Here is a 24,586-nt window from a genome sequence, read left to right on the forward strand (position 1 = left end):
CGGTGACACCAAGCACTCCGGAACGCTTGCTCTCACCGCCGGCCGCTTCCACCGGCCGGTGCCGGACGGAAAGCTGGTTCCCGGGAACACCCCGCGGGCCCGCCGCACCCGTCCGCTCTCTCCGAAAGGGAGGCCAGCCATGTTCCTGTACTTCTTCGGCCTGATCTGGGACTGACCGGTCCATGCATCTGATCATGACCGTCGTCGTTCTGTCGGCGTCACCGGATCAGCCCGCGCTGCTCCTCGACGGCAACCTCGTCACCGATGTCATCTGGTCCACCGCCACCACCGGCGACCGACTGGAGCACGTGTACACCCGGTCCACGGCGGGACGCCTCGACATCGTCCTCTTCCCGCTCGCCGCCGATGCGCGGGAGGCCGCCGCGACGGCGGACCGGATCATCCACCGGGCGCTCACCGGCGCGCCCTTCCTGGCCGGCTGGACGCCGGCTCGGGACCCTCCGGCAGAAAGGGCACCACCATGGAACCCCGTGTGAGGTCGCGTGCGCCGTCCCCCGTGAAGTCGCTCACGGTCGCCTGCGTGCTGGCCGCCGGGCTGTCCGCGCTGCCGACGGGGTGCGCGGGCGGGCCCGGCGCGGGCTCCCCCGTCCCCGGGCCCCCGCCGGTCCTGCTGGACCAGCAGGGGTTCGACGCCGCGCTGCGCAGGGCGGCCGGCGACTTCCGGTGGCCGGCCGACCACCGGCCGGACCTCGACCGGCTCTCCCGGAACAGCGCCCCGAGGGGAACGGACGCGGCGCCCGCCGGAAGCGAACGGATCATCCTTGAAATCGCCAACTCCTGTGCCTGGTACCTCTCCTGGGCCGCTGCCCACGACCGCGCGGATGCCGCTGCCGCCGCTGCCGCGCTGCAGGTGCTGGAGGAGGTCCTGCCGACCTACGGACCGCAGGACCCGGACGGCCGGCGCTTCGCCGAGGAGGCCGCCGCCGGGGCACGGGCCGGTGACGGTTCACTGGCCCGGCAGTTCACCGAGGCCAACTGCGACGGCGCGATCACCTGGGCCGGGAGCGGCACCGCGGCCGCGGCTGACGGGCCGGGAGGAGCACCATGACCAGTACGACGACCGAGGGGCAGGCCCGACCGGCGCTGCGGCTCTACCAGGAGCTGCTGGCGGACCGTGAACGGCTGCTCAAGGCGCACCACCGGCTGCTGGCCGAGCAGACGGCACTCCTGGAGCAGATCGACCTGCTGTGCGCCCGCTCGACGGCCGCCGGCCTCGACTCGGCCTGCGGCAGTCCGCCGCCCCTGTCCCCGCTCCAGCGGCACGTACTGGTGCTGATGGCGGGCGGGGCCAAGGACGGGGCGATCGCCCGCCGGCTGAACGTGAGCGAGCGCTCCGTCCGGCGGCACGTGGAGTCCCTGAGCCGGCGCACCGGAGCGAACAACCGGTTCACCCTGGCGCTGGCGGCGATCCGGATCGGCTGGCTGCCCGTCGGCAGGTGAGGACAGCGGCGGCCCGGAGCCGGAGCCCCGCTGCTTGCGGTCCGGTACCGCTCCCGTCCGGTCAGGGGTCCCCGACCCGTCCGCCCGTCCGGTTGCGGACAGGTGTCCTGCACCGGACGACCGTCCTGTTCGGCCTGGGCAACCACCCCTGATGGTGCTGAAGTGAGCGACACCGCCCGGCAGTCCACGCCGCACACCGCGGTGAGGACCCGGGTACCGCGCACCGACACCGAGAAGGGGAAAAACTCATGCGCAGCCGAGTCCGCACCACCGTCGCCACCAGCCTCGTCGGCACCACCGCCGCCCTCGTCGGCCTGCTCGTCCCCGGCACCGCCCACGCCGCCCCGGCCAAGCTCAGCCACGCCTCGGCGGTGAGCAAGCTCAAGGCGACCGGCGGGATCGGCCTGTCCTCCAGCGGAGGGTGCAGCAACCGCAACAACCCGAGCTGCACCTCGCTGGAGCAGGTCAACGCAGCCACGATCAGCGATGTCAGCACCCTGCGCAAGGCGAGCGCCTGCAACCTGACCATCACGGGCGGCACGGAGACGGGGCACGCCTCCGGCACCTACAGCCACTGGAACGGCTACAAGATCGACTTCAGCCCGACCAGCTGTGTGAGCAACTACATCACCGGCAGCTTCACGAGGATCGCCAACCGCGGTGACGGCGCGGCTCGTTACCGGTCCGCGGCAGGCAATGTGTACGCCCGCGAGGGCAACCACTGGGACGTGACCTTCTGCGGTGGCAGCTCGGCCTGCACGAAGGCGGCCAGCTCCTGAGCGACGCGGTGCGGCGGAGGCGTGCGGTCACGCCTCCGCCCGCGCCCCCTCGGCCCCCGCCCGCCCTGTGAACCGTTCACCCCGCACGGGTCGTCAGGTCGCGGTCAGGGCTGGGGCGTGTCTTTCGGATCGGGCCGGGCACGCGGGGCCCGGCCCGATCCGAAAGACACGCCCTATTGGGAGAGGAGTTGCATGCCCTGGGCGACGTTGTCGGTGACGGTGCGGGAGAGCTTGCTCGCGCCGTCAGTGGAGGTGACGGTCATCTTGTCGATGGCGGACAGTGGTTCGGCGGCCTTAGCCACGACCTGGGGCAGTGCCTCGACCATCATCTGGATCATCGCGGCGTCGCCGTAGCTTTCGAAGGCGTCCACCTTCTTCTGCATGGCCTCCGCCTCGGCTGCGCCCTTGGCCAGAATGGCCGCGGCCTCCGCGTCGCCCTCCAGACGTACGGCTTCGGCGATCGCCGCGCGGCGGGCGCGTTCGGCCTCGCCTCGCTTGGCGCCCTCGATGGCCTCGGCCTCGGCGAGGGCGGAGCGGCGCTGCTTCTCCCCTTCGCCGGTCAGGCGGGCTCGCTCGGCTTCGGCTTGGGCGGCGGCGATGGCGGCAAGGCGCTCGGCTTCGGCCTGCTGACGCGGGCGACGCGGAGGGCTTCCGCTTCCTGCTCGGCCTGGTACCGGCGGGCGTCGGCTGGCTTGCGGACCTGAGTGTCGAGCTGGCGGTCGGTCAGCGCTGCCTGACGTTCGGCGACCTTCTCCTGCTCGGCGAGGATCTGCTGTTGCCTGTCGGCATCCGCCAGGGGACCAGCGGCGTTGGCCTGGGCGGTCGCCGCGTCGGTCTCCGCCTTGATCTCGGCCTGGCGCAGGTACAGAGTGCGTTGGGCGACGGCGATTTCCTCCTCGGCTTTCAGGCGGGCCTGTTCGGCGGCCTGGCGGGCGTTGGCCTCGTCGATATCGGCTTCCTGCTTGGCGCGGGCCGCCTCGGGGCGTCCGAGGTCTTCGAGGTAGGACCCTTCGGCGGTGATGTCCTGGATCTGGAAGGCGTCCAGGTCCAGGCCCTGGCCCTGGCCCGACAGGCTGGCCTCGGCCTCCTCGGCGACCTGTCCGGCGAAGCCGGCACGGTCGCCGCACGATGTGGCGCTCTTCGGGCGGCAGGTGCGGACGCTGTCCGTTCTCGGTGCCGTCACACCCCGCCTGCTGGGCACCGAAGGAGCCCGCGCTGACGGTGCCGTCGTGCCCGGGCCAGCCGCGCGGCCAGACGCTCCTGCAGAAGGTCGACCGCCTCGAACATGGTGCTCGCGACCACGTGGACACGTACCGGTCGGCCGTTCACATCGACCACGGCCTGGGCCGCGGCGGGACGAGCCGCCGAATCATTGACCGCCTGGGTGAGCTTCACCTGTGCGGCCAGCACCGCTTCGCTCACGTGGTCGAGGGTCGCGAGCACCTTCCCCCGTGCGTAGGTGTCCGCACCCTGAGGCACGCGTCCTCGGCTGCGGACGTGGACGTCGACTGCCTGGCTGGTCCTGAGACCGCTCATGGGAACTCCTCCTTGGTCGCTCTCAGCCTGTCGGGCGCCGTCTGCCGTCGGCAGAGCCGACCGGCCCGCCGCCGCGGTGCGACCGGACCCCGCACGACCCACCTATCCGGGACGTATCGGCGCCCGCCAAAGGCCGTTCGACCCAGGGCCCGGAGCCAAACGACACGTAAAAAAACGGGTACGTGGTGGTCTACCGAGAACAGCCCAGGGCGGGCTGCTGAAGTGGCCCATCTGGCCCTTACTCCGAGACTTTCGCTGTGTCAGCGTCATGGCTGGCAGGTGCATTTAGCGACCATGGCGCCGCGGGCCGTCAAAGTGCGGGATGACTAAGCCCCCGGGCGGTGCTCTGGCCGTTCGCATCCCTGCGCCGTGGGCGTTACACGCTTCGGCTCCACCGGCCCGGCTCCGTCTGCCACCCGCAACCACACACCATGGAGGAAGCATGCGCAAGGACGAGCGCCCCCACGGCGTACCGCTGAGCGACAAGGAGCTCAGTGCGCTCGATGCGCACTGGAGGGCCGCCAACTACCTGTCGGCGGGCCAGATCTACTTGATGGGCAACCCGCTGCTGAGGAAGCCGCTGGAACCGGCGCACATCAAGCCGCGGCTGCTCGGACACTGGGGTACCTCCCCGGGCCTCAATCTCGTGCACACCCACCTCAACCGGATCATCAAGCGACACGGCATCGACGCGCTGTGCGTCTGGGGGCCGGGACACGGCGGGCCGGCCGTTCTTGCCAACTCGTGGCTGGAGGGGAGCTACAGCGAGGTCTACCCGGACGTGAGTCGCGACGAGGACGGCATGACCCGGCTGTTTCGGCAGTTCTCCTTCCCCGGTGGGGTGCCGAGCCATGTGGCGCCCGAAACCCCCGGTTCGATCCACGAGGGCGGTGAACTGGGCTACTCCCTGTCGCACGCCTACGGCGCCGCCCTGGATAACCCGGACCTGCTGGTGGCGTGCGTCATCGGCGACGGCGAGGCGGAGACGGGACCGCTCGCAGCTTCCTGGCACTCCAATAAGTTCCTCGACCCCGTCCACGACGGCGCGGTCCTGCCCATCCTCCACCTCAACGGCTACAAGATCGCGAACCCGACCGTGCTCGCGCGGCTGCCCGAGGCCGAGCTCGACGAACTGCTTCGCGGATACGGCCACGACCCGCTCCACGTCACCGGTGACGACCCCCACCAGGTCCACCAGGACATGGCCGCCGCGATGGACACGGCCCTTGACCGCATCCGGCATATCCAGCAGCAAGCCCGCACCGGCGCCCCCGCCGGACGGCCCCGCTGGCCGGTGATCGTCCTGCGCACGCCGAAGGGCTGGACCGGGCCCGCCGAGGTCGACGGCGTGCCCGTCGAGGGAACCTGGCGCTCCCACCAGGTTCCCCTGGCCGAAGTCCGCGACAACGACGGCCACCGGGCCCAGCTGGAGGCATGGCTGCGCTCGTACCGCCCCGAGGAGCTCTTCGACGAGACCGGCCGGCCGCGCCCCCAGGTGCTGGACTGCGTGCCGGAGGGCGAACGCAGGCTCGGTGCGACCCTCCACGCCAACGGCGGCCTGCTGCTCCGGGAGCTGCCCCTGCCCCCGCTAGAACGGTTCGCCGTCCCCGTGGACCGGCCCGGCGCGACCCGCCATGAGCCGACCGGGGTACTCGGCCAGCTCCTCGAGAGCGTCATGGCCTCTACCGGCGAGCGCCGCGACTTCCGCCCCGTCGGCCCCGACGAGACCGCCTCCAACCGCCTCCAGGCCGTTTACGCCGCGAGCGGCAAGGCATGGCAGGACCCGGTCCTGGACACCGATGAGCACCTCGAGCGGCACGGCCGGGTGATGGAGATCCTCTCCGAGCACACCTGCCAGGGCTGGCTGGAGGGCTACCTGCTCACCGGCCGGCACGGGCTGTTCTCCTGCTACGAAGCCTTCGTCCACATCGTCGACTCCATGGTCAATCAGCACATCAAATGGCTCAAGACCTCCCGCGCCCTGCACTGGCGCGCACCCATTGCCTCCCTCAACTACCTCCTCACCTCCCACGTGTGGCGCCAGGACCACAACGGCTTCTCCCACCAGGACCCCGGCTTCGTCGACCACGTCCTGAACAAGAGCCCCGAGGTCGTCCGCGTGTACCTGCCGCCGGACGCCAACACCCTGCTGTCCGTGGCGGACCACGTACTGCGCAGCCGCGACTACGTCAACGTGATCGTCGCCGGCAAGCAGCCGTGCTTCGACTGGCTCTCCCTGGAGGAAGCCCGCGCGCACTGCGCCCGCGGGGCCGGTGTATGGGAATGGGCGGGCACCGATGACGGCTCGCGGGATCCGGACGTCGTCCTTGCCTGCGCCGGTGACGTACCCACCCAGGAGATCCTCGCGGCGGCCGGCCTCCTGCGGCACCACCTGCCCCAGCTCACCGTACGGGTGGTGAACGTCGTCGACATGACCCGTCTCATGCCCCACGAGGAACACCCGCACGGCATGACAGACCTGGAATACGACGCCCTGTTCACCCGCGACAAGCCGGTGATCTTCGCCTACCACGGCTACCCGTGGCTGGTGCACCGCCTGGCCTACCGCCGCGCCGGCCATCCGCACCTGCACGTCCGCGGGTACAAGGAGATGGGCACCACGACGACTCCCTTCGACATGGTCGTACGCAACGACCTCGACCGCTACCGCCTCGTCATGGACGTGATCGACCGCGTGCCGGGACTTGCCGTACGGGCCGTGGGCGTACGGCAGGCCATGGCCGACGCCCGCACCCGCCACCACACCTTCATCCGCGAACACGGAACCGACATGCCCGAAGTCACCGACTGGTCCTGGAGCAACGCCCACGCTCACTGAGCAGGCGACTGTGACGCCGCCCCGCCTGCGTAGTGCCCAGCAAACCTGGCCCTGTGCCCTGTCGTTCCGGGCACCTCGCACCAGCCGCCAGGGGCTTCTGCCGATGCAGTACGCATGCGAGGGCGACCAGCTGGTGGTCCTGGCAGGCCAGGCTGTCAGCAAGCGGTGGTGGCGCGGCGTTCACCGAGCGCTGGCCGGGCGGTGGTCGGCGAGAGCGGCGCATCCCCCGATGAGGTGTGACGCGCAACTGTTGAGGCGTGGTGGGCGACACCAGCGGCCAGAACCGAGAACGAGCTTTGGTGATCGCAAGGGTGTGGGTGGTCACGGCGTGGCATGGAAGCAGCGGACGGGCTGGCGCTGTTCCTGGGTGGGCGATGACCGACCGGCAACGGGCCGTCTTCCATGGCCAGGGGCTTCAAAGTCCAGGCGCATTTCCCCCAGCATTCCGGAAAGCCCATCTGCTACAACGCGCTTGGCCGTGCAGACGAGGCGTCTCGCCGGTCGGCTGTCAGCCGATTGAGCACGCCGACGACACCGTCGACCTGCCACGCGGCTCGGATCAACGCCGTGGCGTTGATCCGAGGGGCGGCGGCCTCGATGGTGACGATCCCGTCCCGGACTTCGATGTGGAGTGTGGCGGCGTCGTGCGCGGGACTGCGGAGGCAGAAGGCGCTGGCCACGTCTTCGCGGATCTCCTGGTCGGTGCGCAGGAAGACGCGCAGGAGGTCGCGGCGTGTCGTGATGCCGATGAGACGGTCTTCCTCGTCCACCACGGGCAGCCGGTCGATGTGGCGGCGTTCCATGATGCGCGCTGCGTCGACCACGCGCTGTTCGGGATGCACGGTGACCGCAGGACTCGACATCAACCCCCCTGCCGTCCGGGCAGGTGGGGTGGTGGGGTGAGCGTGGGCGACCCGCCTCAGGGCCCGCAGCACGCGGCCGTGGCCTGACCCGATCCGGCCGCGAGCCTACTCATCTCCATTTGCTCGCCCAGTTCTTGGCCCCCGCTCACAGCAACGCGCGTGCCTTGACATGACCCTGGAGGACTTCATCGATGCACTCGTTGACGGACGACAGCGGCCGGGACTCGTGGACGACGCGGGTGCGGCCGGCGGCGTGCAGCTGGAACACCTCGGCGAGGTCTTGCCGGGTGCCGACCATCGAGCCGATGACGGCTGTCCCGCCGAGCACGGTGGAGAAGACCGGTACGTGGTCGATGCCGTCCGCGGACAGGGCCACCATGACGAGCTTGCCGCCACGCCGCAGACCGGCCAGGGCCGTCGCGAAAGTCTCCTCGTCCACCGCCAGCGCCAGGCCCGCGTGGGCTCCGCCGTGTCGCTGGAGCACCCCCGGCCAACCGGCGCACGCCGATGCTCGCCGACATGGAGGACATCATGCGCGCCGCCTACGACGCCGGTCCCCGGCCACTGCCCTTGATCCGACTCTCGGGTCACCCCCGCACGGCCGATAGGCTGTCCACGGTACGGGCGGGTGATCGACGGAGGAGAACCGGTGGGCGTGGAGGAGCCGCTGTCGCGGATGCCTCAGATGCGGCTCGACGAGCTGCTGGAGGAACTGCAGGCGCGCATCAACGCCGCGCGCGGCACCCGGGACCGGGTGCACAGTTTGCTGGAGGCCGTCGTCTCGGTCGGCCGCGAACTGGACCTCTCACAAGTGCTGCGGCGCATCGTGGAAGCCGCCGCCCTGCTCGTCGACGCCCAGTACGGGGCTCTCGGAGTGATCGGCCCCGACGGCAGGACCCTGTCGCAGTTCCTCACCGTCGGACTGACCGAGGAAGAGATCGCCAGGATCGGCCCCCTGCCGGCCGGCCACGGCATCCTCGGCGAACTCATCCGCAACCCCGAACCGCTCCGCCTGACCGACCTCGGCGCCCACGCGGCCTCCTACGGCTTCCCCGCCCACCACCCTCCCATGCGGACCTTCCTCGGAGTGCCCATCCGCGTACGCGACGAGGTGTTCGGCAACCTCTACCTGACCGACAAACACGGGGGCCTGGACTTCGACGCCGAGGACGAGTCGGTGATCTCCACCCTGTCGGTGGCCGCCGGCGTCGCCATCGACAACGCCCGGCTCTACGAGGCCTCTCAGCGCCAGCACCGCTGGCTGCAAGCGAGCGCCGAGATCACCAACAGCCTGCTCTCGGGCAGCCCGCGATTGGCGGTCCTGGAACTCATCGCCCGCCGCGCCCAGGAGATCACCGGCGCAGCGCTCGCCGACGTGTCCGTGCCTGTGACCGGAGCAGACGACCTCGTCGTCGAGCTGGCCATCGGCGCCGACAACGACACCCGCCGAGGCCTGGTGGTACCGGTCGAAGGCACCCTTTCCGGCGCCGCCTACAAGGCCGGTGCATCCGTGACCACGACCGGCCTCGCGGAGGACGACCGCTACACTGCGGGGCCCCGCCGCTTCGACGGCCTGGGCCCCGCAGTCGCCGTTCCTCTGGGCACAGCCGCCAAGGACACCCGCGGCGTCCTGCTGCTGGCCAGGCACCAAGGAGACCCGGTCTTCACCGGAGCAGAGCTGCTACCGCTGCTGGCCTTCGCCGGACAGGCCGCGCTCGCCCTTGAGCTGGCCGAGCGCCGCAGGGACGCCGAGCAGCTCGCGCTCCTGGAGGACCGCGACCGCATCGCCCGCGACTTGCACGACCTCGCCATCCAGCGCCTCTTCGCGACCGGCATGACGCTGCAAAGTGCCGCACGGCTTGTCCAGCACGAGGGCGCCGCAGAGCGGGTCTTGCGCGCCGTTGGGGACCTCGATGAGACCATCAAGATCATTCGCTCGACGATCTTCGGACTGCGTGCCCGCGAGGAGGACATCGGGCCGAGCCTGCGCGCACGCGTGGCCCGCACCGTGGGTGAGACGGCAACAACGCTCGGGTTCCCGCCCCGCCTGAGCATGGAGGGCCTGCTGGATACGGATGTGCCTCCGTCGGTGGCCGATCACGTCATGGCGGCCCTGACCGAGATGCTCAGCAACGCCGCACGCCACGCGCACGCCACGCGCGTCGAGGTCGCTCTGCAAGCCACCTCCGACGAAGTCGTCCTCACTGTGACGGACAACGGCAGGGGCATACCCGCGGACGGCAGGCGCAGCGGCCTGGGTAACCTCCAAGAGCGGGCCCGCAGCGTGGGTGGCGCATTGGAAATCGGGTGCCCGGACGAGGGCGGCAGCCGACTGGTGTGGCGCGCGCCTCTCGCCTCCGGCCCCGCTGAGTGACCGCCGGCTCAGTCGATCCGGCCCATGCAGCCAGCGCGACGCAACTGAGAGCCCACCCGGTGTCCTGACCGGGTCGCCGGCGGGGGGCAAGGTCACGGCGGAAACGGTCCGGGGTCGCAGGACCGGGTCATCCGGTACGACTGCAAGCAGGCCCCTATACGGTGAGCTGCAAGCCCGTCACCAAGTCCGGCCGGATGCGCACCGCGGAGTTCGTGTCGGGGCGTTGCACCCACGGGCGCAGACGTAGGGCGAAGCTCGCGAGCTGGCCCTCGTCGGTGACTCGGTGCGCGTACCCGGTGACCACCACGCTCCAGCCAACGTGCGTCTCGGGGTCGATGACATCCGCCTCGTAAGCCACCACGACGCCGGAAGCCTGGGTAGGCGTCACGATGGAGTCGAGCGTGCCACCGTCGTGCAGCTGGACGATGACGTCCTCGCCGTCCATGAAATGGTTGACCGGGCGGATGGCAGGGAGGGCCCCTTGCGTGAAGACGATGCGCCCGAGGGATACGCTGCCGAGCAGCCGCAGGGCCTCGGCGCGGTCCAGCTGTCCCATCCGCCGGGGCGCCGCCCCCTCACGGTCGTCGTCCACCATGGGGTGCGTGGCTTCGTCCTTCATCGTGCCCACCTTCCGCTCCAGCTCGGTCCTGGGCGCATTCGCTGTCTCCGGCCAGCGTCTCCCCCTGACAAGCCGCCTCAGTAGGGCCGAACGGTCCTTTCCGCGGGCGGTTCCGCCATCGCCCACGGCCGGATTCCTCCGAGCAGGTCGGGCGAAGGAGCAGGGCACAGCGCGGTCCACCCCCAGAGCGCGGATGACGCGAGCGGGAAGCCGCTGGATGCGGCACAGGCTCAAGCGCACACCGGCCGCCCTGCATCGGCGATGGATGCGCAGGAACAGGGCCGCGCCGGAGCTGTCGCAGAAGGTGACGTCCGCCAGGTCGAGCAGCAATTCACGCTCGGTCGCTCGGGTGAGATCGGTCAGGCTCTCCTCGATACGGGCGACGGTGTAGACGTCGAGTTCCCCAGCCAGGGCGACTGCCGTCGTGCTGTGGTCCAGAGGGGTCGTGGTGAGGCTGATCCGGGGCGTCGTCATGGCGGCAGCCCTGCTTTCTCCATCCAGGCGGCGTCCCAGGGCCCTGGATGACCCCGGCCGTGCCGACGCCAGGAAGTCCACCAGAGGGCGGTTGAAGGCAACAGGTCCAGCGGGCCCGTACCCGTAGGGCCGAAGGGGGCCCTCGCGGCCATGGTCGCCGTGTCATGGGAACCATGGTCGAACGCGATGGTGGCGCCGAGGGACGCCCGCCGTTCACGCGGACCGTGATCGTCGGCCCCAGGGAGCGCATGGGGCTTTGCGGCACCGGGTACGGGACCCGCGGGCCTGGCCGGGTATGAGGGCCGTCCGGCCCTGGGCGATGGTCCCGCTCGCGCGGCACGATGCACAGGAGCCCCTCGGGGCAGAAATTCGGCGAACACGGAGTGTGCAATGACAGACAGCAGCGGCCGCCTCACCGAGAAGGAACCGGTCAGGGTCTTCCTCCTCGACGACCACGAGGTGGTGCGTCGCGGTGTGCACGATCTGCTGGACGCCGAGCCCGACCTGACCGTGGTCGGGGAAGCCGGCACGGCCGAGCAGGCACTCGTGCGGGTGCCCGCACTGCGCCCGCAGGTCGCCGTCCTCGACGTGCGTCTGCCGGACGGTGACGGCGTGAGCGTATGCCGGGAGCTCCGCTCGCGCATGCCCGAGCTGGCCTGCTTGATGTTGACGTCGTTCGACGATGAAGAGGCGCTGCTCGACGCGATCATGGCCGGCGCGTCCGGCTACGTTTTGAAGCAGATCACCGGCACGGACCTGGTCGCCGCCGTGCGCACGGTCGCTTCCGGCCAGTCCATGCTCGATCCCGGCGCCACGGCACGGGTCATGGCCCGGCTGCGTGGCGGATCTCCCCAGGAGGAGCAGCCTCAGGGGCTTCCCGGTCTGACGGAGCGCGAGCGCGAGATCCTCGCTCTGGTGGGAGAAGGGCTGACGAACCGGGAGATCGGCAAGCGGCTGTACCTGGCGGAGAAGACGGTGAAGAACAACGTTTCCCGGCTCCTGGCCAAGCTGGGCGTGGAACGCAGGGTGCAGGCCGCCGTCATCGCCACCCAGGCCCTGGCCACCCGGGACGACCAGAGTGGGTCGGCTGGGCAGAGCGGGACGAGGCGGTAGCAGAGGTGTCGGCGTCCCTTGGGTCGTCCGGGCAGGCTCCGAGGGCCGGTGGCGCGCTACTTCAGGGGAGTACTCCCAACGGGACGACGCGGTTGAGCGCCTCGGTTGGTTCCGGTTGCATGCGCCCCGTTCGGTTTGGTACCGGCTCATTCGCAAGATGACAATCTTGGTGACCGACGTCGAAGGTGCGTGAGATGGGGCCGCGGTTGCGGCAGGTGCTGGCCGGGCTGCCGCAGCCCGAGGCCGCTGACGGTCGCTCGGTCCTGGCGGTGGACGTGACCCACTGGCTGCGGCCGGACGCTCCGTGCAGTGCGGACCGCTTGTTCTGTCACATCCACGGCCGCAGCGGACGCTCGTCGGATCACTTCGTGCCCGGTTGGCCCTACTCGGTCGTCGCCGCGCCGGAGTCGGGCAGGGCCTCGTGTTCACGTATCGACCGTCCAGCGGTGTCAGTGCGCACCGCGGCGGCGCAAGGCAGGCTCCGTGGCGGGTGCGCCGCACCACCGTACCCGCCTCCGGGCTCGTCGTGGTCAGTCGTGCGGCACGACCGCTACAGGGCAGGGGGCGTGGTGCAGTGCGGCATGGGCGACCGACCCGATGCGGGTCCCCACGGGGCCGCGGCGTGCCCGACGGCCGACGACGAGTAGCTGCGCGTTCGACAGGGCCGACAGGAGTACCTGTCCCGCGCTGCCGATCTCGACGTGCTCGGTCACGGGGACGTCGGGGAACCGCTCCCGCCACGGGGCGAGCGCTTCAGCCAGCGCCTTCTTCTCGAACGGCTCCAGTCCGCCCGCTTGGTCGGCGAGGTACAACGAGCCGGGGCTGTAGGCGAAGATCGGCGGCAAGGTCCACGCCCGTACCGCACGCAGGGTAGCGCCCCGTGCGGCCGCCTCTTCGAAGGCGAAACCGAGCACTGCGTCGCTGTCCTCGGACGTGCCCTGCTGGCCCACGACGATCTCGCCACCCTGTGCCTGCGTCTGCCCCTCTCGGGCGCGCACGGAGATGACGGGCCGCTGCGAGGAGGCGATCACCTGCTGACCGTAAGAACCGAGGAGGAAGCCCATGAACGCCCCGTGCCCCCGCGAACCCAGTACCAACATCTCGGACGCTTCGGCCTCCCTCAGCAGAGCGGCAACCGCGGTGTCCTGCACCAGTTCGGCGGTGACCCCGAGAGCTGGGTGCCGGCTGGCAACCTGTGTCTCGGCTTCGCGGAGGACCGTATGGGCGGACTTGGCCTGCGTCTCCTTGTCCTGGACGACGGGGACGTCCAGCGGCTGCCAGAGCCAGGCGTGCACGATACGCAGCGGCATCCGGCGCAGTGCGGCTTCGCGTGCCGCCCAGTCGGCCGCTGCCAGGCTTTCGGCGGAACCGTCCACTCCTACAGTGATGGCGCGGGTCATGGGGGTGCCTCCATACGGTTCGACGGGCACGGCCGCTTCGGCCGCCCCTTTCCCGACCCAGCATCTGTGAGGGGGCGGCGTTCAATCGAGGGCCCATCGGCCCTGTCTCCCGGCCATTCGGTCACGGCGTCGTGGCCGTCCAGCAGGTGATGCGCGGCGGCGAGGTCCACTGGCCCACGACAGGGACCTGTGGCCCCCTGCGCAAACCGCCCGGGCCGACCACTGTGTGAGCGCAGGCCCCGGCGCAGGGTGCCCTGGAGGGCTGAACGGCCGACTCCCTGGACACCCGTGAAGGCCGGCCCACGTTTGCCGCATCCGGCTCTCCCGGCCGCCAGACTTACGGAGTCCCCATGTCCCAGACCGTCACCGTCGGCCTCGACGGATCCAAGGAAAGCATCAACGCCACGCAGTGGGCCGCCCAGGAGGCCCTGCGCCGTGGGGCGCCGCTGCGGCTGCTGCGAGCTTGGAGCAGCGACGATGACCCGCGCACGCGTCTGGTCGACCCGGCGACGGCACGCGGATGGGGCGAGCGCACGCTCGGCACCGCCGAAAGGCGGCTGCGGCGCCGCCACCCGGGCCTGGACGTCGAGACGAAGTGGGTGGCCGGTGACCCGGTGGAGGAGCTGTGCGTTGCCGCCGAGGAAGCGGAACTGCTGGTGCTCGGCTCCCGCGGTCTGAGCGGCCTGGCCGGCTTCCTCGCAGGGTCGGTCTCCTTGGCCGTCCTCGCCCACACGCGGCGACCTGTCGTCCTCGTCCGCCCGCACGACCCCCTGGAGCCCGAGGCGCACCCTACGGGCGACGTGGTGATCGGTCTGGACGTGTCCGCCCCCAGCGACGAGGTGCTCGCCTTCGGCTTCGCCGCGGCCGACCGGTACGGCTGCGGCCTGCGGGTGGTCCACAGCTGGGCCGTTCCGGCGCTCTACGGACCCGACATGGGCGGCGCGCTGCCGCTGCTCATGACGGAGATCGCCGACGACGCGCGACGGGCGCTCGACGAGGCGCTGGCCCCCTGGACGGAGAAGTTCCCGGACGTAGTGGTGGTGCGCGACTGCCGCCAGGGTCGGCCGGCGCAGGACCTCATCGAGCTGTCGCACGACGCCCGGCTCGTCGTCGTCGGACGCAGGGTCCGCCGGGCGCGGATCGGCACCCACATCGGGGCCGTCACGCACGCGGTCCTGCACCACTGCCTGGCGCCGGTCGGAGTCGTACCGCACGACTGAACGGACCGCCGACCCAGCGGCGCACACCGGCGCTGTCCGCTGGTCCCGCATTGGCCCAGGTCAGGTGAGGCAGCCGAGCCGCCCAGGCCACCCTCGCCCTCTCTCATCGACAACGAAAGCCGCCCCGTGGCCTGTGAGGGAGGGCGGAGGAAGGTCCCCTCGTGCCATCGCGACGATCGGCCCTCTTCACCCCCGCACCACAAGGCCGGTCAGCGGCTTCACGCGCCCTTTGCGGCCCTCGGCTGGTGGCAGGCGGGCGACGAGCATCGGAAGTGAGGCCGAGCCCTCGCCCGCCTCGCTGGCCACCGTCCCTTGGAGATGACGACATGACCGTGACCGTCCAGACTTCCGCCGACACCCGTCCCACCGACTCCGCATGACGCGCATTCACCGGTCGGCAGTGGCAGCGGCGCATCGACGTGCGGGCTTTCATCCAGGCGAACCACACGCCGTACGAGGGTGCCGCCGCGTTCCTGGTCGGTCCTACCGGCCGGACCCTGGCTGTGAGCCACGCAGGCGACCTTGATCTGCTTTCGCCACAGACCCTAGTCGTCGTACCAGGAGAACGCCGCGATCCGCCAGCCGTCCGAGGTGCGGACGAACTGGATGGTCTTCGTACCGCCTCCCTCGAACGGTTCGCCGTCCAGGATCCCCGACTTGCGGTACGCGCCGAACCGCGAGGCGATGTCGCCGGCGATGTCGGTGCGTTCGGAGGTCTCCCACTCGCAGAACTCCACCAGCCGGCCGCCGGACAGCAGTGCGCGGCGGGGTTCCACGAACTCGTCCACGGTGTACGCGGTGAACCGCGGCCCGGTCATGACGATCACCGCGCCGGGCAGGGCGAGGCGGCGGATCCGGTCCACGTCGGCGGCCCTGCCGCCCCGGTTGTCGAAGGAGCCGAAGAACTCGGCGGTCACGCGGTCGATCTCGGCCTTGGACATGGACGCGACAGTAATCCGCAGGCTCCGTCCTCCGCAATCACCGCGCGCGGCGCCGGGCGAGCGTGCGCGCGTACAGCAAGTGGCCGACGGCCTCGGCGGCCAGCAGCAGGACGACGAGCCAGGGCGCGAGCATGCCGGCGGCGAGGACGACGAGCAGGGGAACGCCGATTCCGGGTACCGCCCACACGGCGACGGACCGCAGGGGGCGGCCGAAGCGCAGCGCGATGCCGGCGTGCGCCGCGTGGTACAGGGCGAGGCCGCCCGCGAGCGCCCAGACCGCGCCGCAGGGCAGGTGGGCGTGGCCCGACTCCTCGACGGCGGTGGCCAGTCCGGCGGCCATGCCGAGGACGGCGGCGGTGACGAAGAAGTGCAGGAAGCCGCTCACGTCACGGGCCAGCAGGTAGGCGCGCTCCCCCTCCGCCGACCCGAGCATCAGCTCGGCGGTGGTCGAGCCGAAGTCGAAGTACGACCACCAGAGCGCGGCCAGCAGGACGAAGCCCAGGGCGGCCACCGCGCCCGCCCGTGCCGTCCACGCGTGGTCGGTGGAGGTCACCAGAGCGATGACCGACTCGCCGAGCACGATGATGACGAACAGTCCGACCCGCTCGACCAGGTACCCGGTGTGCAGCCGGCCGGTGACGCCGCGGCCCCGGGCGGTCAGGAGCAGCACCATCTCTGCGGTGAGCAGCACGGCCCAGACGGCGTACCTCCAGGGCAGCGGCACGGCGACGGACGCTGCCCACAGCAGGGCGGAGACCAGGCAGTAGGTGAGCGGCCGCCAGGGCGGCACACGCAAGGCGCCGGGCAGGCGCGTGGCGGGCCACCACAGCCCGAGCAGCACCAGCCGGGTCCCGGCGTAGCCGAGGGCGTAGACCGCGGCCCGGCCGGCGTCGCCGTCGGCAGCGGGAACCGCGGCGGCCATGGCGGCCAGGCAGAACATCGCGGAGAGCATCAGCAGGCGGCGGCGCGGGCTGTCGTCCTCGAAGAGGTTCGCGGAGACCGTCAGGTTGGTCCACATCCACCAGGGCGGGAAGTAGAGCGCCAGGAAGGCGGCGAAGTCGCGTGCGCCGGGATCCCCGTGCAGGGAGTGGGCGAGCTGGGCGGCGAAGGCGACGAAGACGAGGTCGAAGAACAGCTCCAGCCAGCCGGCGTGCCGCTCCGCCGGGGTCGCGGGCCGGGCGTCGACGGTATTCATCGCTGCCCGGCGGCGGAGGTGGCGGTGGTGGTGGCCATGGTTCGTTCCTCTCTCCTCCGTGAGCGGTGCCGCGGACGGGGACTGCGGGCGGTCACGCCGCCGCTGCCGTGGTGATCACGAGCGGCGGGCGGGCCCGCTCCGCCGACCAGGGCCGACCCCGGACGAGGTCAGGGGCCGCGACTCCGTGCGCCTCGTCCACCGTGGGCCGGTGCTGGACGGCGTGGCGGAAGCCGGCGCGTTCCAGCAGCCGCGGGTGGAGGTCCACGGGCCACGCGTGGTTGGGCATCTCCTGCCAGGAGCCGTCCGTGCGCCGGAGCCGGACCGTCACCTCGTCGCCCGGGGCGTACGCGGCCCCGGGCTCACCGATCCGCAGCGAGGCGTACTCCGTGCCGCTGCAGGCGGGATCCGTGGTCAGCAGCACCAGCGGGGCGCCCGGCCGCAGGAGCCGGCGGATCTCGGTGAACACGCCGAGCAGTGCCGCCTCGGTCGGCAGGGATGCCAGGACGTGGTTGCACATCACCGCGTCCGCGCAGTCGGCGGGCAGTCCGGTCACGCGGCCGTTCTCGACCAGGTGGAAGTCGGCCACGGCGGTCGCCGAGGCGCGGGCCAGCTCCAGCATCTGCGGGGAGGTGTCCACGCCCACGACCCGGGCGCCCAGGACGCGGGCCGCGTGGTCGGCCACCTTGCCCGGGCCGCATCCGTAGTCCACGAGGACCTGGCCCGGGCTGATGCGGTCGGCCAGGGTCCGCAGGACGAACGGGTAGCCGAGGAGCCAGTCGGTCGCCGCGTCGACGGCCGCGAACGCCCGCGCGCCTTCCTTACCGGACCAGGCGGTGCCCTCTTCGTTCACAGCCCCACTATCGGCCCCTCAGGGCCGGACGGCACCCGCACGACATGGGCGCGGGGAGGTCAGAGGGTGATCCAGTAGCGCCGTTTGGGTCCGATCAGGGTCTCGCGCACGTCCTCCAGGACGCCGCCGGCGCGCTCGATGGTGCGCACGGACCCTTCGTTGCCGGGGTCGCAGGTGAGCAGGACCCGGTCCATCCCGAGGACCCGCGCCTCGTGCAGGACCGCGGACAGCGCCCAGGTGGCGAGGCCCCGCCGGCGGGCCGAGGGCCGGACGCCGTAGCCGATGTGGCCGCCGGCGTCGAGGAGGAAGCTGTTGAGGTAGTGGCGCAGGTCTATGGCGCCGAGGTAGGTGTCGCCGTCGGCGATCCACCAGTACGTGGTGTGGACGCGGCCGTGGTCCAGGGGCAGTGAGCGGTCGGCGTACCGGCGCAGCCCGGCCGTCCAGGCGGCGAACCCCTCGGGGCTGTCGACGTCGTCGTCGGAGCCGAGCCCGGCGCCGTCCATGTGGCCGTCCGGACCCCACTCCGCCTGCGCGGCCTTCCAGGAACCGTGCAGGCGGGCGGTGGGGGCGATGAGCTCGGGCATGGCTGGGACACTAGCAGTCGGATCATCCGACCCGTTCAGCCGGTTCTGGGCGCGGTCGGCTTGTGGCCCGGGTAGACGTTGCCGGGGCTGACGATGCTGGTGATCGCCTCGCCGAAGAGCGTGCTGGGTTCCTGGCCCTCGTGCAGGATGTCGGTGTTGAGGATGACGACCATGGTGGCCTGCGCCTGCGGGAGGAAGACGCCGAGGCTCTCGTAGCCGGGGAGCGAGCCGTTGTGGCCGATCCAGCCCTGCACGTCGAACAGGCCGAGGCCGTAGCCGGCGCCCGGGATGCCGACGGAGGTGGTCTTCAGGCGCTGGGCCTGCGTCTCGGGTGTCAGCAGCGTGCCGGTGGCGAGGGTGCGTGCCCAGCTCCGCAGGTTCTGCAGGTCGGAGATCATCGCTCCGGCCGCCCAGGCCCAGGACGGGTCCCAGTCGGTGGCCACCTCGACCTTGCCGCTCGCGGTCTGGTCGGTGTAGCCCTGCGCGTGCGGCTGGGGGAACTCCGCGCCGGTCGGGAAGAAGGTGCGGCCCAGTCCGGCCCGCTCGACGACGTCCTTGTCGATGACCTCGGCGAGCGGCCGCCCGGTGACCTTCTCGATCACCAGGCCGAGCAGGATCAGGTTGGTGTTCGAGTACTGGAACCGGGCATCGGGCGCGAACTGCACCGGGTGCTTGAAGGAGTACGCCAGCAACTCCTGCGGGGTGAACCGGCGGTCGGGGTCGCCGGTGAACGCCTTGTCGAAGTCCGGGTCCTCGCTGTAGTTGAACAGCCCGCTGCGCATCCCGGCGAGTTCGCGCAGGGTGATGCGGTCGCCGTTCGGCACGCCGGCGATGTAGTCGCCGATGGGGTCGTCCAGGCCGACCTTGCCCTGGTCGACGAGTTGGAGGAGGGCGGTGACCGTGAACGTCTTGGTCTGGCTGCCGATCCGGGTGTTGAAGTCGGTGCGCATGGGGGCGCCGGTCGCCTTGTCGGCCACGCCGAAGGCCTTCACGTAGCTGCCCTTGCCGGGTGCCCACAGGCCGACGATCACGCCCGGCACCTGGGCCTCGCGCATGACCTGCCGTACGGCCGCGTCGAGTTCGAGCGCGACGGCCGGGGTGAGCTGCTTGAACCGGCCGCCCGGTTCCGGGGAGGGGGCGGCGGTGGCGGACGGTTCGGGTGTGGGTGCCCCGTACGCGGGGGCCGTGACGGCCCCGGTGAGCAGCAGGCCCGCTGCGGCGGTGGCCGCGCAGGCCCGGAGGAGCCGTGTGTGCGTCGTCTTCACCAATGCCTCCTGCGGTACGAGGACCAGGGCACGGCATACACGGTCAGCCTAGGCCCGTCCCGGCAGGGCCGCGAGGCGAGCCGTCGCCGGGCGTCAGGGACCTGGCGCGGGCGATGACCAGGGCGACGTCGTCGTGGTCGTCGGGACGGCGCAGGGATCCCAAGAGCCGGTCGCAGGTCTCCTCCAGCGGGCGTCCGGTGTCGGCGAGCAGGTCCAGGAGGAGGTCGAGGCGTTCGTCGATGGGCTGGTTGCGGGTCTCCACCAGGCCGTCGGTGTACAGGACCAGTTGGTCGCCCGGGGCCATCGCGACGGTGGTGGCCTCGAAGGGGATGCCGCCCACGCCCAGCGGGGCGCCGGTGGGCAGGTCGAGCAGCCGGGGCGCCCGGCCGGAGCGGATCAGCACGGGCGGGAGGTGCCCGGCGACGGCGATGCGGCACTGTGCGCGGTGCGGGTCGTGGACGACGTAGACGCAGGTGGCGATGGTTTCCTCCAGGGCGGCCGTCGTGCGGTCCAGCTGCTGGAGCACCTGGGTCGGGTCGAGGGCGAGTTCCGCGAGGGTGCGGGTCGCCGTACGCAACTGCCCCATGCTGGCGGCGGCGTTGATGCCGCTGCCCATGACGTCCCCGATGACGAGGACGGTGGTGTCGTCGGGTCCCGCGATGGCGTCGAACCAGTCGCCGCCGATCTCGCTGCTGGCCGCGGCGGGCCGGTAGCGCGAGGCGACTTCCAGGCCGGGCGTGGGTGGCGGGTGGTGGGGCAGGAGGTGGTGCTGGAGCGCGAGGGCGGTGTGGTGGGCGTTGCGGTACCAGCGGGCGTTGTCGATGCAGACGGCGGCTCGTGCGGCGAGTTCGCCGGCCAGCACGATGTCGTCGTCGTTGAAGGGCAGCGGGTTGCGGGTGCGTTTGAGGTCGAGGGCGCCCAGGACCTCGCCGCGCGCGATGAGCGGCACGGCCAGGTACGAGCGCAGCCCGGCGCGGCTCAGGAGGGACGCGGCGTTGCTGTCGCGGGCGATCCGGGAGATGTCCCGGGCCTGCACGTGGGCGACGAGGACGGGGTGGCCGGTCGTCACGGACCGGGTGACCAGTCGGTCGGCGGCGTAGCGGGCGATGTCCCCCGGCGGGTCCGCGGCGCGGACGGCCTCGCTCGGGTAGGCGGCGGCGACGGCGAGGGCGCGGAACACGGCGGGCTCGTGTGCGGAGGACCGGAGGGTCGGCCGGCCCTCCAGGACCGAGTCGAGGATGTCGACGGCGGCGATGTCCGCGAGCTCGGGCACGACGACGTCGGCGAGCTCGCGGGCGGTCTGGTCGAGGTCGAGGGTGGTGCCGATGCGGACGGTGGCGTCGGCGATCAGGGCGAGGCGGCGGCGGCTGCGGGCGATCTCCAGGGCCGCCTGGTGACTCTGGGTGACGTCGACCACGGAGGTGGCGAGCCCCAGCACCCGCCCGGTGGCGTCCTCCAGCCGGTAGTAGGACACCGACCAGGCGTGTTCGGCGCGGTGCCCCCCGTGGGTGCGGCCGGCGGTGAACTGCTCCAGCAGCGGTGTGCCGGTGGCGAGGACCTGGCGCATCGCCGATTCCGCGGCCTCGGTGTCGTCGAGGAAGGACAGCGCCTCCCGGACGCCCCGGCCGATGTGCTCGGAGGCGGGAAGTCCGTTGATCCGCTCCAGCGTGGGGTTGACCAGGACGTAGCGCAGCTCGGTGTCCAGGACCGCGAGCCCGATCGGGGACTGGGCGACCAGGCGTGCCGACAGCGCGAGGTCCCGCTCCAGCTGCCGCAGGGTGGTGCGGTCGGTGGCGATGCCCAGGGCGTACAGGTCCCCGCGTTCGTCGAGGAGCCGCATGTTGCGGAACTCCACGAGGCGGGTGCTGCCGTCCTTGTGCCGCACCGGGAAGGCGCCCGCCCAGTCGCCGGCGCCGCCCATGACCCGTGCGAACAGTTCCGAGACGAGGCCCACGTGCTGGGGGGCGGCCAGCAGCCGGGCGGCGGGCCGGCCCAGGGCCTCGGCCGCCGTCCAGCCGAAGAGCTGCTCGGCCTGCGGGCTCCACAGGGCGACGCGGCCCTCGGCGTCGAGCACGACGGCGGCCACGTTCAGGACGTCGAGCAGCCCGCTCGGCGGGGCGAGCCCGGCCGCGTCGGACCGCCGCCCGCTGGCCCCCGACCCGTCGATCGCACCCATCGGCGATGCTCCCTTCCGGCACCGTCGGCGCACGGTTACCTCTCATCGTCCCCCCGAACCCGCCGGGAAGCGTGCCGAGCGGCCGTGACCGGGGCCTGCCGCGACCGCGTAGGCTCGGCGGATGGCGAAATACTTCGACGTGCACCCCGAGAACCCGCAGCGGCGCACCATCGACAACGTGGTCGGCATGATCCGCCAGGGCAGCCTCGTCGCGTACCCGACGGACTCCTGCTTCGCACTGGGATGCCAGCTGGGCAACCGGGACGGCATCAACCGGATCCGGTCGATCCGCAATCTGGACGACCGTCACCACTTCACCCTGGTGTGCCAGAACTTCGCCCAGCTGGGGCAGTTCGTGCAGATCGACAACAACGTGTTCCGTGCCATCAAGGCGGCCACGCCCGGCAGCTACACCTTCATCCTCCCGGCGACCTCGGAGGTGCCCCGCCAGCTGCTGCACCCGAAGAAGAAGACCGTCGGCGTCCGCATCCCCGACCACGTGGTCACCCAGGCGCTGCTCGCCGAGCTGGGCGAGCCGCTGCTCTCCAGCACGCTGCTGCTGCCGGACGAGGCGGAGCCGATGACGCAGGGCTGGGAGATCAAGGAGCGGCTCGACCACGAGGTGGACGCCGTGCTGGATTCGGGTGACTGCGGCACCGAGCCCACCACGGTGATCGACTTCTCCGGCGGTGACGCGGAGATCGTGCGCCGCGGAGCCGGCGACACCTCACGGTTCGAGTAGCCGCCTCACGGGTCGGTGCGCACGTCCGTGTACCGGCCCAGGTACCGCAAGGCGCCCGCTTCGGCGCGGTAGAGGTGGGCGAGGGAGTCCCCGGCCAGGGCGCGTGTCCGGGTGTCGAAGGCGACCGTCTTGGCGATGCCCTGGTACGTCGTGCGGAAGATCCGGCGGGACAGCCCGGCCCGATCCCGCCCCTCGCCCTCCAGGCCGGCCAGGGCCGTGGAGATCAGCCCCACCGCGTCGTACGCCTCGGCTGCCCAGCGGGCGGGCGGTGCGCCGTGGGCGCCCCGGTGGGCCGCGACGAACTCGGCGGCGGCCGGGACAGCTCCGGGGTCGGTGAAGAGCGCGCTGAACACCCACCCCTCGGCCGCCGGTCCGGCCGCGGTGAGGAAGGCCGGTTCCATGGCGTGCTGGAGGGCCACGCGCGGCCCCTGGAACCGGGCGTCCGCGAGCGCGCGGGCCAGCTCCGCCACGCGCTGCGGCGAGGTGCCGACGTACACGACGGCCTCGGCGCGGTCCTCGGTCAGGGCGCGCACGGTGGCGGCGAAGCCGGTGCCTTCGGGGACGCGGTGGACGCCGACGGTGCCCTGCGCCGGGGGGCTCTGCTGGAGCACCCTGGTGACCTGCCACGGGGGCGGCCCGTTCGCCGAGTCCTCCACGACCGCGGTGCGGCGCGAGATCCGTACCTGGGACAGGTAGTGCAGGACCGGCAGTCCGAGGCCCTCGTCGCCGGGGCGGGTGATGCACGCCGTGCGCCACAGCGTCTGGGCGTTCTCCGGGCTGTTCACCGACACCGCGACCAGGGCCAGGTCAGCGGCGAGGCAGGCGCCGGCCAGTTCCGGCAGGGCCGCGTCCCAGGTGGGACCGAGCACCGCTAGCACGGCCGGGTCGGCGGCCAGTTCCCTGCCGGTCCGGGCTGCGCGCTGCGGGTCCCCGGCGTCGTCGGCGATGCGCAGGGCGAGCCGGAAGGCGGCGTCGGACCGGGCGTTGTGCCGGTCCACGGCCAGCCGGATGCCCCGTTCGTGCGCCTGGCCGGCGGCCCGGCCGGGGCCGGTCAGGTCGGCCTGCAGGGCGAGGGTCAGGACGGGACGCGTGCGGTCGGGGCCGGCCGGCGGGGTCCCGCGGCCGCCCCGCCCGCGGGTGGTGAACCAGGCGATCGGCGCGCCGGCGGCGACCAGGGCACCGCCGGCGGCGAGCAGCCGCCGGCGGGTGAGCTGCCGGGCGGGCTCGGGCGCGTCGATCCGGGTGGGTTCGGGGGCGGGCAGGTCCAGGGCGCGGGTGGAGCGCTCGGCGATGATCCGGGGCAGCGGGGCGGGGAGCCAGTCGGCGGCCGGGTCGCCCGCACCGTCGGAGTCGGGTCCGAGGAGGGCGGCGAGCTCGGTGAGCGTGGGCCGCTCGGCAGGCTCCTTGCGCAGGCAGCGGCCGACCGCCTCGTGCAACTCGGATGGCAGCGAGCCCAGTTCAGGCTGCTCGTGGACGGTGCGGAAGACCACGGCGGCCGCATGCCCGGCGCCGAAGGGACCGGTCCCGGTCGCCGCGTACGCGAGGACGCAGCCCAGGGAGAAGACGTCGCCGGCCGGTCCCGCGGCGGTGCCGTCCGCGCGGGCCAGTTCGGGGGCCAGATAGCCGGGTGTGCCGACGACCGCGTCGACGGCCGTGAGCGTGGTCGCCCCGGCCGCCCGCGCGATCCCGAAGTCGATCAGGCGGGGCCCGTCGGGGGCCAGCAGCACGTTGCCCGGTTTGACGTCGCGATGGACCAGCCCCGCCGCGTGCACCTCGGCCAGGGCCTCGGCGAGGCGCACGCCGAGGATCCGTACGGTCCGGACGGGCAGCGGCCCGTAGCCGCCCACCGCCTCGGCCAGGGAGGGGCCGGGGACGTAGGGGGTGGCCAGCCACGGTTCGCGGGCCCCGGGATCCGCGGCGACCACGGGGACGACCCAGCGCCCGGTCAGGGCTCCGGCAGCGTACGCCTCGCGGCGGAACCTCTCCCGGAAGGCGGGGTCGGCGCCGTGGTCGGCACGGATCACCTTGACGGCGACCAGGACGCCCTCGGGGGACCGGCCCAGGTAGACGGTGCCCATGCCGCCCGAGCCGAGTCGGCCCAGCAGCCGGTTCCCGCCGATCGCGGCCGGGTCGGCGGGCAGGAGGGGACGCATCC

General features: G+C 72.1%; 20 protein-coding genes and 3 pseudogenes. 10 read left to right on the plus strand and 13 right to left on the minus strand.

Translation table 11 applies throughout. The features are described from left to right. Positions 1–194 precede the first annotated feature (194 nt). From IF89_RS0105280 to IF89_RS0105295, 4 genes are all read left to right on the plus strand, one after another. The gene (locus tag IF89_RS0105280; protein ID WP_158717805.1) at positions 195–497 is read left to right on the plus strand and encodes a hypothetical protein; all 303 of its coding nucleotides are present in this window, start codon (positions 195–197) and stop codon (positions 495–497) included. Next, positions 494–1,069 carry a hypothetical protein gene (locus tag IF89_RS44460; RefSeq protein WP_158717806.1) on the plus strand — a complete coding sequence of 192 codons (576 nt, stop codon included), beginning with the start codon at positions 494–496 and terminating at the stop codon, positions 1,067–1,069. Before IF89_RS0105280 ends, IF89_RS44460 begins: the two co-directional genes overlap by 4 nt. After that, the gene (locus tag IF89_RS0105290) at positions 1,066–1,461 is read left to right on the plus strand and encodes a response regulator transcription factor (RefSeq protein ID WP_030761863.1); all 396 of its coding nucleotides are present in this window, start codon (positions 1,066–1,068) and stop codon (positions 1,459–1,461) included. The genes IF89_RS44460 and IF89_RS0105290 overlap by 4 nt, the downstream gene beginning before the upstream one ends. Positions 1,462–1,709: 248 nt before the next feature. Beyond that, positions 1,710–2,240 (plus strand): hypothetical protein, encoded by a 531-nt coding sequence (locus IF89_RS0105295; RefSeq protein WP_030761866.1) that lies wholly within the window; start codon positions 1,710–1,712, stop codon positions 2,238–2,240. A gap of 182 nt (positions 2,241–2,422) precedes the next feature. On the opposite strand, the pseudogene IF89_RS37710 reads toward IF89_RS0105295, so the two are convergent. Together IF89_RS37710 and IF89_RS0105305 are read right to left on the minus strand one after the other, a co-directional pair. Beyond that, a pseudogene (locus tag IF89_RS37710) lies at positions 2,423–3,360 on the minus strand (flotillin domain-containing protein); the annotation flags it as partial. A gap of 59 nt (positions 3,361–3,419) precedes the next feature. Beyond that, on the minus strand, positions 3,420–3,776 hold the full coding sequence (locus IF89_RS0105305; protein ID WP_051806810.1) for a hypothetical protein: 357 nt from the start codon (positions 3,774–3,776) through the stop codon (positions 3,420–3,422). Between the two features lie 442 nt (positions 3,777–4,218). On the opposite strand from IF89_RS0105305, the gene IF89_RS0105310 reads away from it, so the two are divergent. Continuing rightward, on the plus strand, positions 4,219–6,615 hold the full coding sequence (locus IF89_RS0105310; protein ID WP_030761872.1) for a phosphoketolase: 2,397 nt from the start codon (positions 4,219–4,221) through the stop codon (positions 6,613–6,615). A 461-nt stretch (positions 6,616–7,076) separates the two neighbouring features. On the opposite strand, the gene IF89_RS0105315 is transcribed toward IF89_RS0105310, so the two are convergent. Both IF89_RS0105315 and IF89_RS0105320 read right to left on the minus strand, forming a co-directional pair. Further along, positions 7,077–7,478 (minus strand): CBS domain-containing protein, encoded by a 402-nt coding sequence (locus IF89_RS0105315; protein ID WP_078628103.1) that lies wholly within the window; start codon positions 7,476–7,478, stop codon positions 7,077–7,079. 145 nt (positions 7,479–7,623) lie between these two features. Beyond that, positions 7,624–7,962: pseudogene (locus IF89_RS0105320) on the minus strand (zinc-binding dehydrogenase); the annotation flags it as partial. Between the two features lie 165 nt (positions 7,963–8,127). Between IF89_RS0105320 and IF89_RS0105325 the strand changes: the two are divergent. Next, positions 8,128–9,852 carry a GAF domain-containing sensor histidine kinase gene (locus tag IF89_RS0105325; RefSeq protein ID WP_030761889.1) on the plus strand — a complete coding sequence of 575 codons (1,725 nt, stop codon included), beginning with the start codon at positions 8,128–8,130 and terminating at the stop codon, positions 9,850–9,852. A gap of 154 nt (positions 9,853–10,006) precedes the next feature. On the opposite strand, the gene IF89_RS49305 is transcribed toward IF89_RS0105325, so the two are convergent. Continuing rightward, positions 10,007–10,945: an anti-sigma factor antagonist gene (locus IF89_RS49305; protein WP_078628104.1), complete on the minus strand. Its 939-nt coding sequence runs from the start codon at positions 10,943–10,945 to the stop codon at positions 10,007–10,009. Between the two features lie 390 nt (positions 10,946–11,335). Between IF89_RS49305 and IF89_RS0105335 the strand changes: the two genes are divergently transcribed. Together IF89_RS0105335 and IF89_RS41800 are read left to right on the plus strand one after the other, a co-directional pair. Then, on the plus strand, positions 11,336–12,058 hold the full coding sequence (locus IF89_RS0105335) for a response regulator (protein ID WP_030761894.1): 723 nt from the start codon (positions 11,336–11,338) through the stop codon (positions 12,056–12,058). 200 nt (positions 12,059–12,258) lie between these two features. After that, positions 12,259–12,495: pseudogene (locus tag IF89_RS41800) on the plus strand (transposase); the annotation flags it as partial. A gap of 93 nt (positions 12,496–12,588) precedes the next feature. Here IF89_RS41800 and IF89_RS0105340 read toward each other — a convergent pair. Beyond that, positions 12,589–13,458 carry a universal stress protein gene (locus IF89_RS0105340; RefSeq protein ID WP_030761897.1) on the minus strand — a complete coding sequence of 290 codons (870 nt, stop codon included), beginning with the start codon at positions 13,456–13,458 and terminating at the stop codon, positions 12,589–12,591. Between the two features lie 350 nt (positions 13,459–13,808). Here IF89_RS0105340 and IF89_RS0105345 point away from each other — a divergent pair, with 350 nt between their 5' ends. Next, a complete protein-coding gene (locus IF89_RS0105345; protein ID WP_030761899.1) occupies positions 13,809–14,678 on the plus strand; it encodes a universal stress protein in 870 nt (289 codons plus the stop codon). A gap of 545 nt (positions 14,679–15,223) precedes the next feature. On the opposite strand, the gene IF89_RS0105350 is transcribed toward IF89_RS0105345, so the two are convergent. The 6 genes from IF89_RS0105350 to IF89_RS0105375 form a co-directional block, all read right to left on the minus strand. Then, positions 15,224–15,619, minus strand: a complete 396-nt coding sequence (locus tag IF89_RS0105350; protein ID WP_030761902.1) for a DUF4440 domain-containing protein — start codon at positions 15,617–15,619, stop codon at positions 15,224–15,226. 37 nt (positions 15,620–15,656) lie between these two features. After that, positions 15,657–16,814, minus strand: a complete 1,158-nt coding sequence (locus tag IF89_RS0105355) for a low temperature requirement protein A (RefSeq protein WP_030761905.1) — start codon at positions 16,812–16,814, stop codon at positions 15,657–15,659. Positions 16,815–16,905: 91 nt separating this feature from the next. Further along, positions 16,906–17,664, minus strand: a complete 759-nt coding sequence (locus IF89_RS0105360; protein ID WP_030761907.1) for a class I SAM-dependent methyltransferase — start codon at positions 17,662–17,664, stop codon at positions 16,906–16,908. Between the two features lie 59 nt (positions 17,665–17,723). Then, complete coding sequence (locus IF89_RS0105365; protein ID WP_030761910.1) at positions 17,724–18,248, minus strand: GNAT family N-acetyltransferase; 525 nt, start codon at positions 18,246–18,248, stop codon at positions 17,724–17,726. Positions 18,249–18,283: 35 nt separating this feature from the next. Further along, on the minus strand, positions 18,284–19,513 hold the full coding sequence (locus IF89_RS0105370; RefSeq protein WP_234327660.1) for a serine hydrolase domain-containing protein: 1,230 nt from the start codon (positions 19,511–19,513) through the stop codon (positions 18,284–18,286). A gap of 43 nt (positions 19,514–19,556) precedes the next feature. After that, complete coding sequence (locus IF89_RS0105375) at positions 19,557–21,689, minus strand: SpoIIE family protein phosphatase (RefSeq protein ID WP_051806812.1); 2,133 nt, start codon at positions 21,687–21,689, stop codon at positions 19,557–19,559. Positions 21,690–21,810: 121 nt separating this feature from the next. Between IF89_RS0105375 and IF89_RS0105380 the strand changes: the two genes are divergently transcribed. Then, positions 21,811–22,431 carry an L-threonylcarbamoyladenylate synthase gene (locus tag IF89_RS0105380; protein ID WP_030761918.1) on the plus strand — a complete coding sequence of 207 codons (621 nt, stop codon included), beginning with the start codon at positions 21,811–21,813 and terminating at the stop codon, positions 22,429–22,431. 5 nt (positions 22,432–22,436) lie between these two features. Here the strand turns inward: IF89_RS0105380 and IF89_RS0105385 are convergent, their stop codons facing one another. After that, positions 22,437–24,584, minus strand: a complete 2,148-nt coding sequence (locus IF89_RS0105385) for a bifunctional serine/threonine-protein kinase/ABC transporter substrate-binding protein (RefSeq protein WP_030761922.1) — start codon at positions 24,582–24,584, stop codon at positions 22,437–22,439. Between the last annotated feature and the right edge of the window lie 2 nt (positions 24,585–24,586).

Source organism: Streptomyces sp. NRRL F-2664, from assembly GCF_000719345.1.
In the GTDB taxonomy this organism is placed as follows: domain Bacteria; phylum Actinomycetota; class Actinomycetes; order Streptomycetales; family Streptomycetaceae; genus Streptomyces.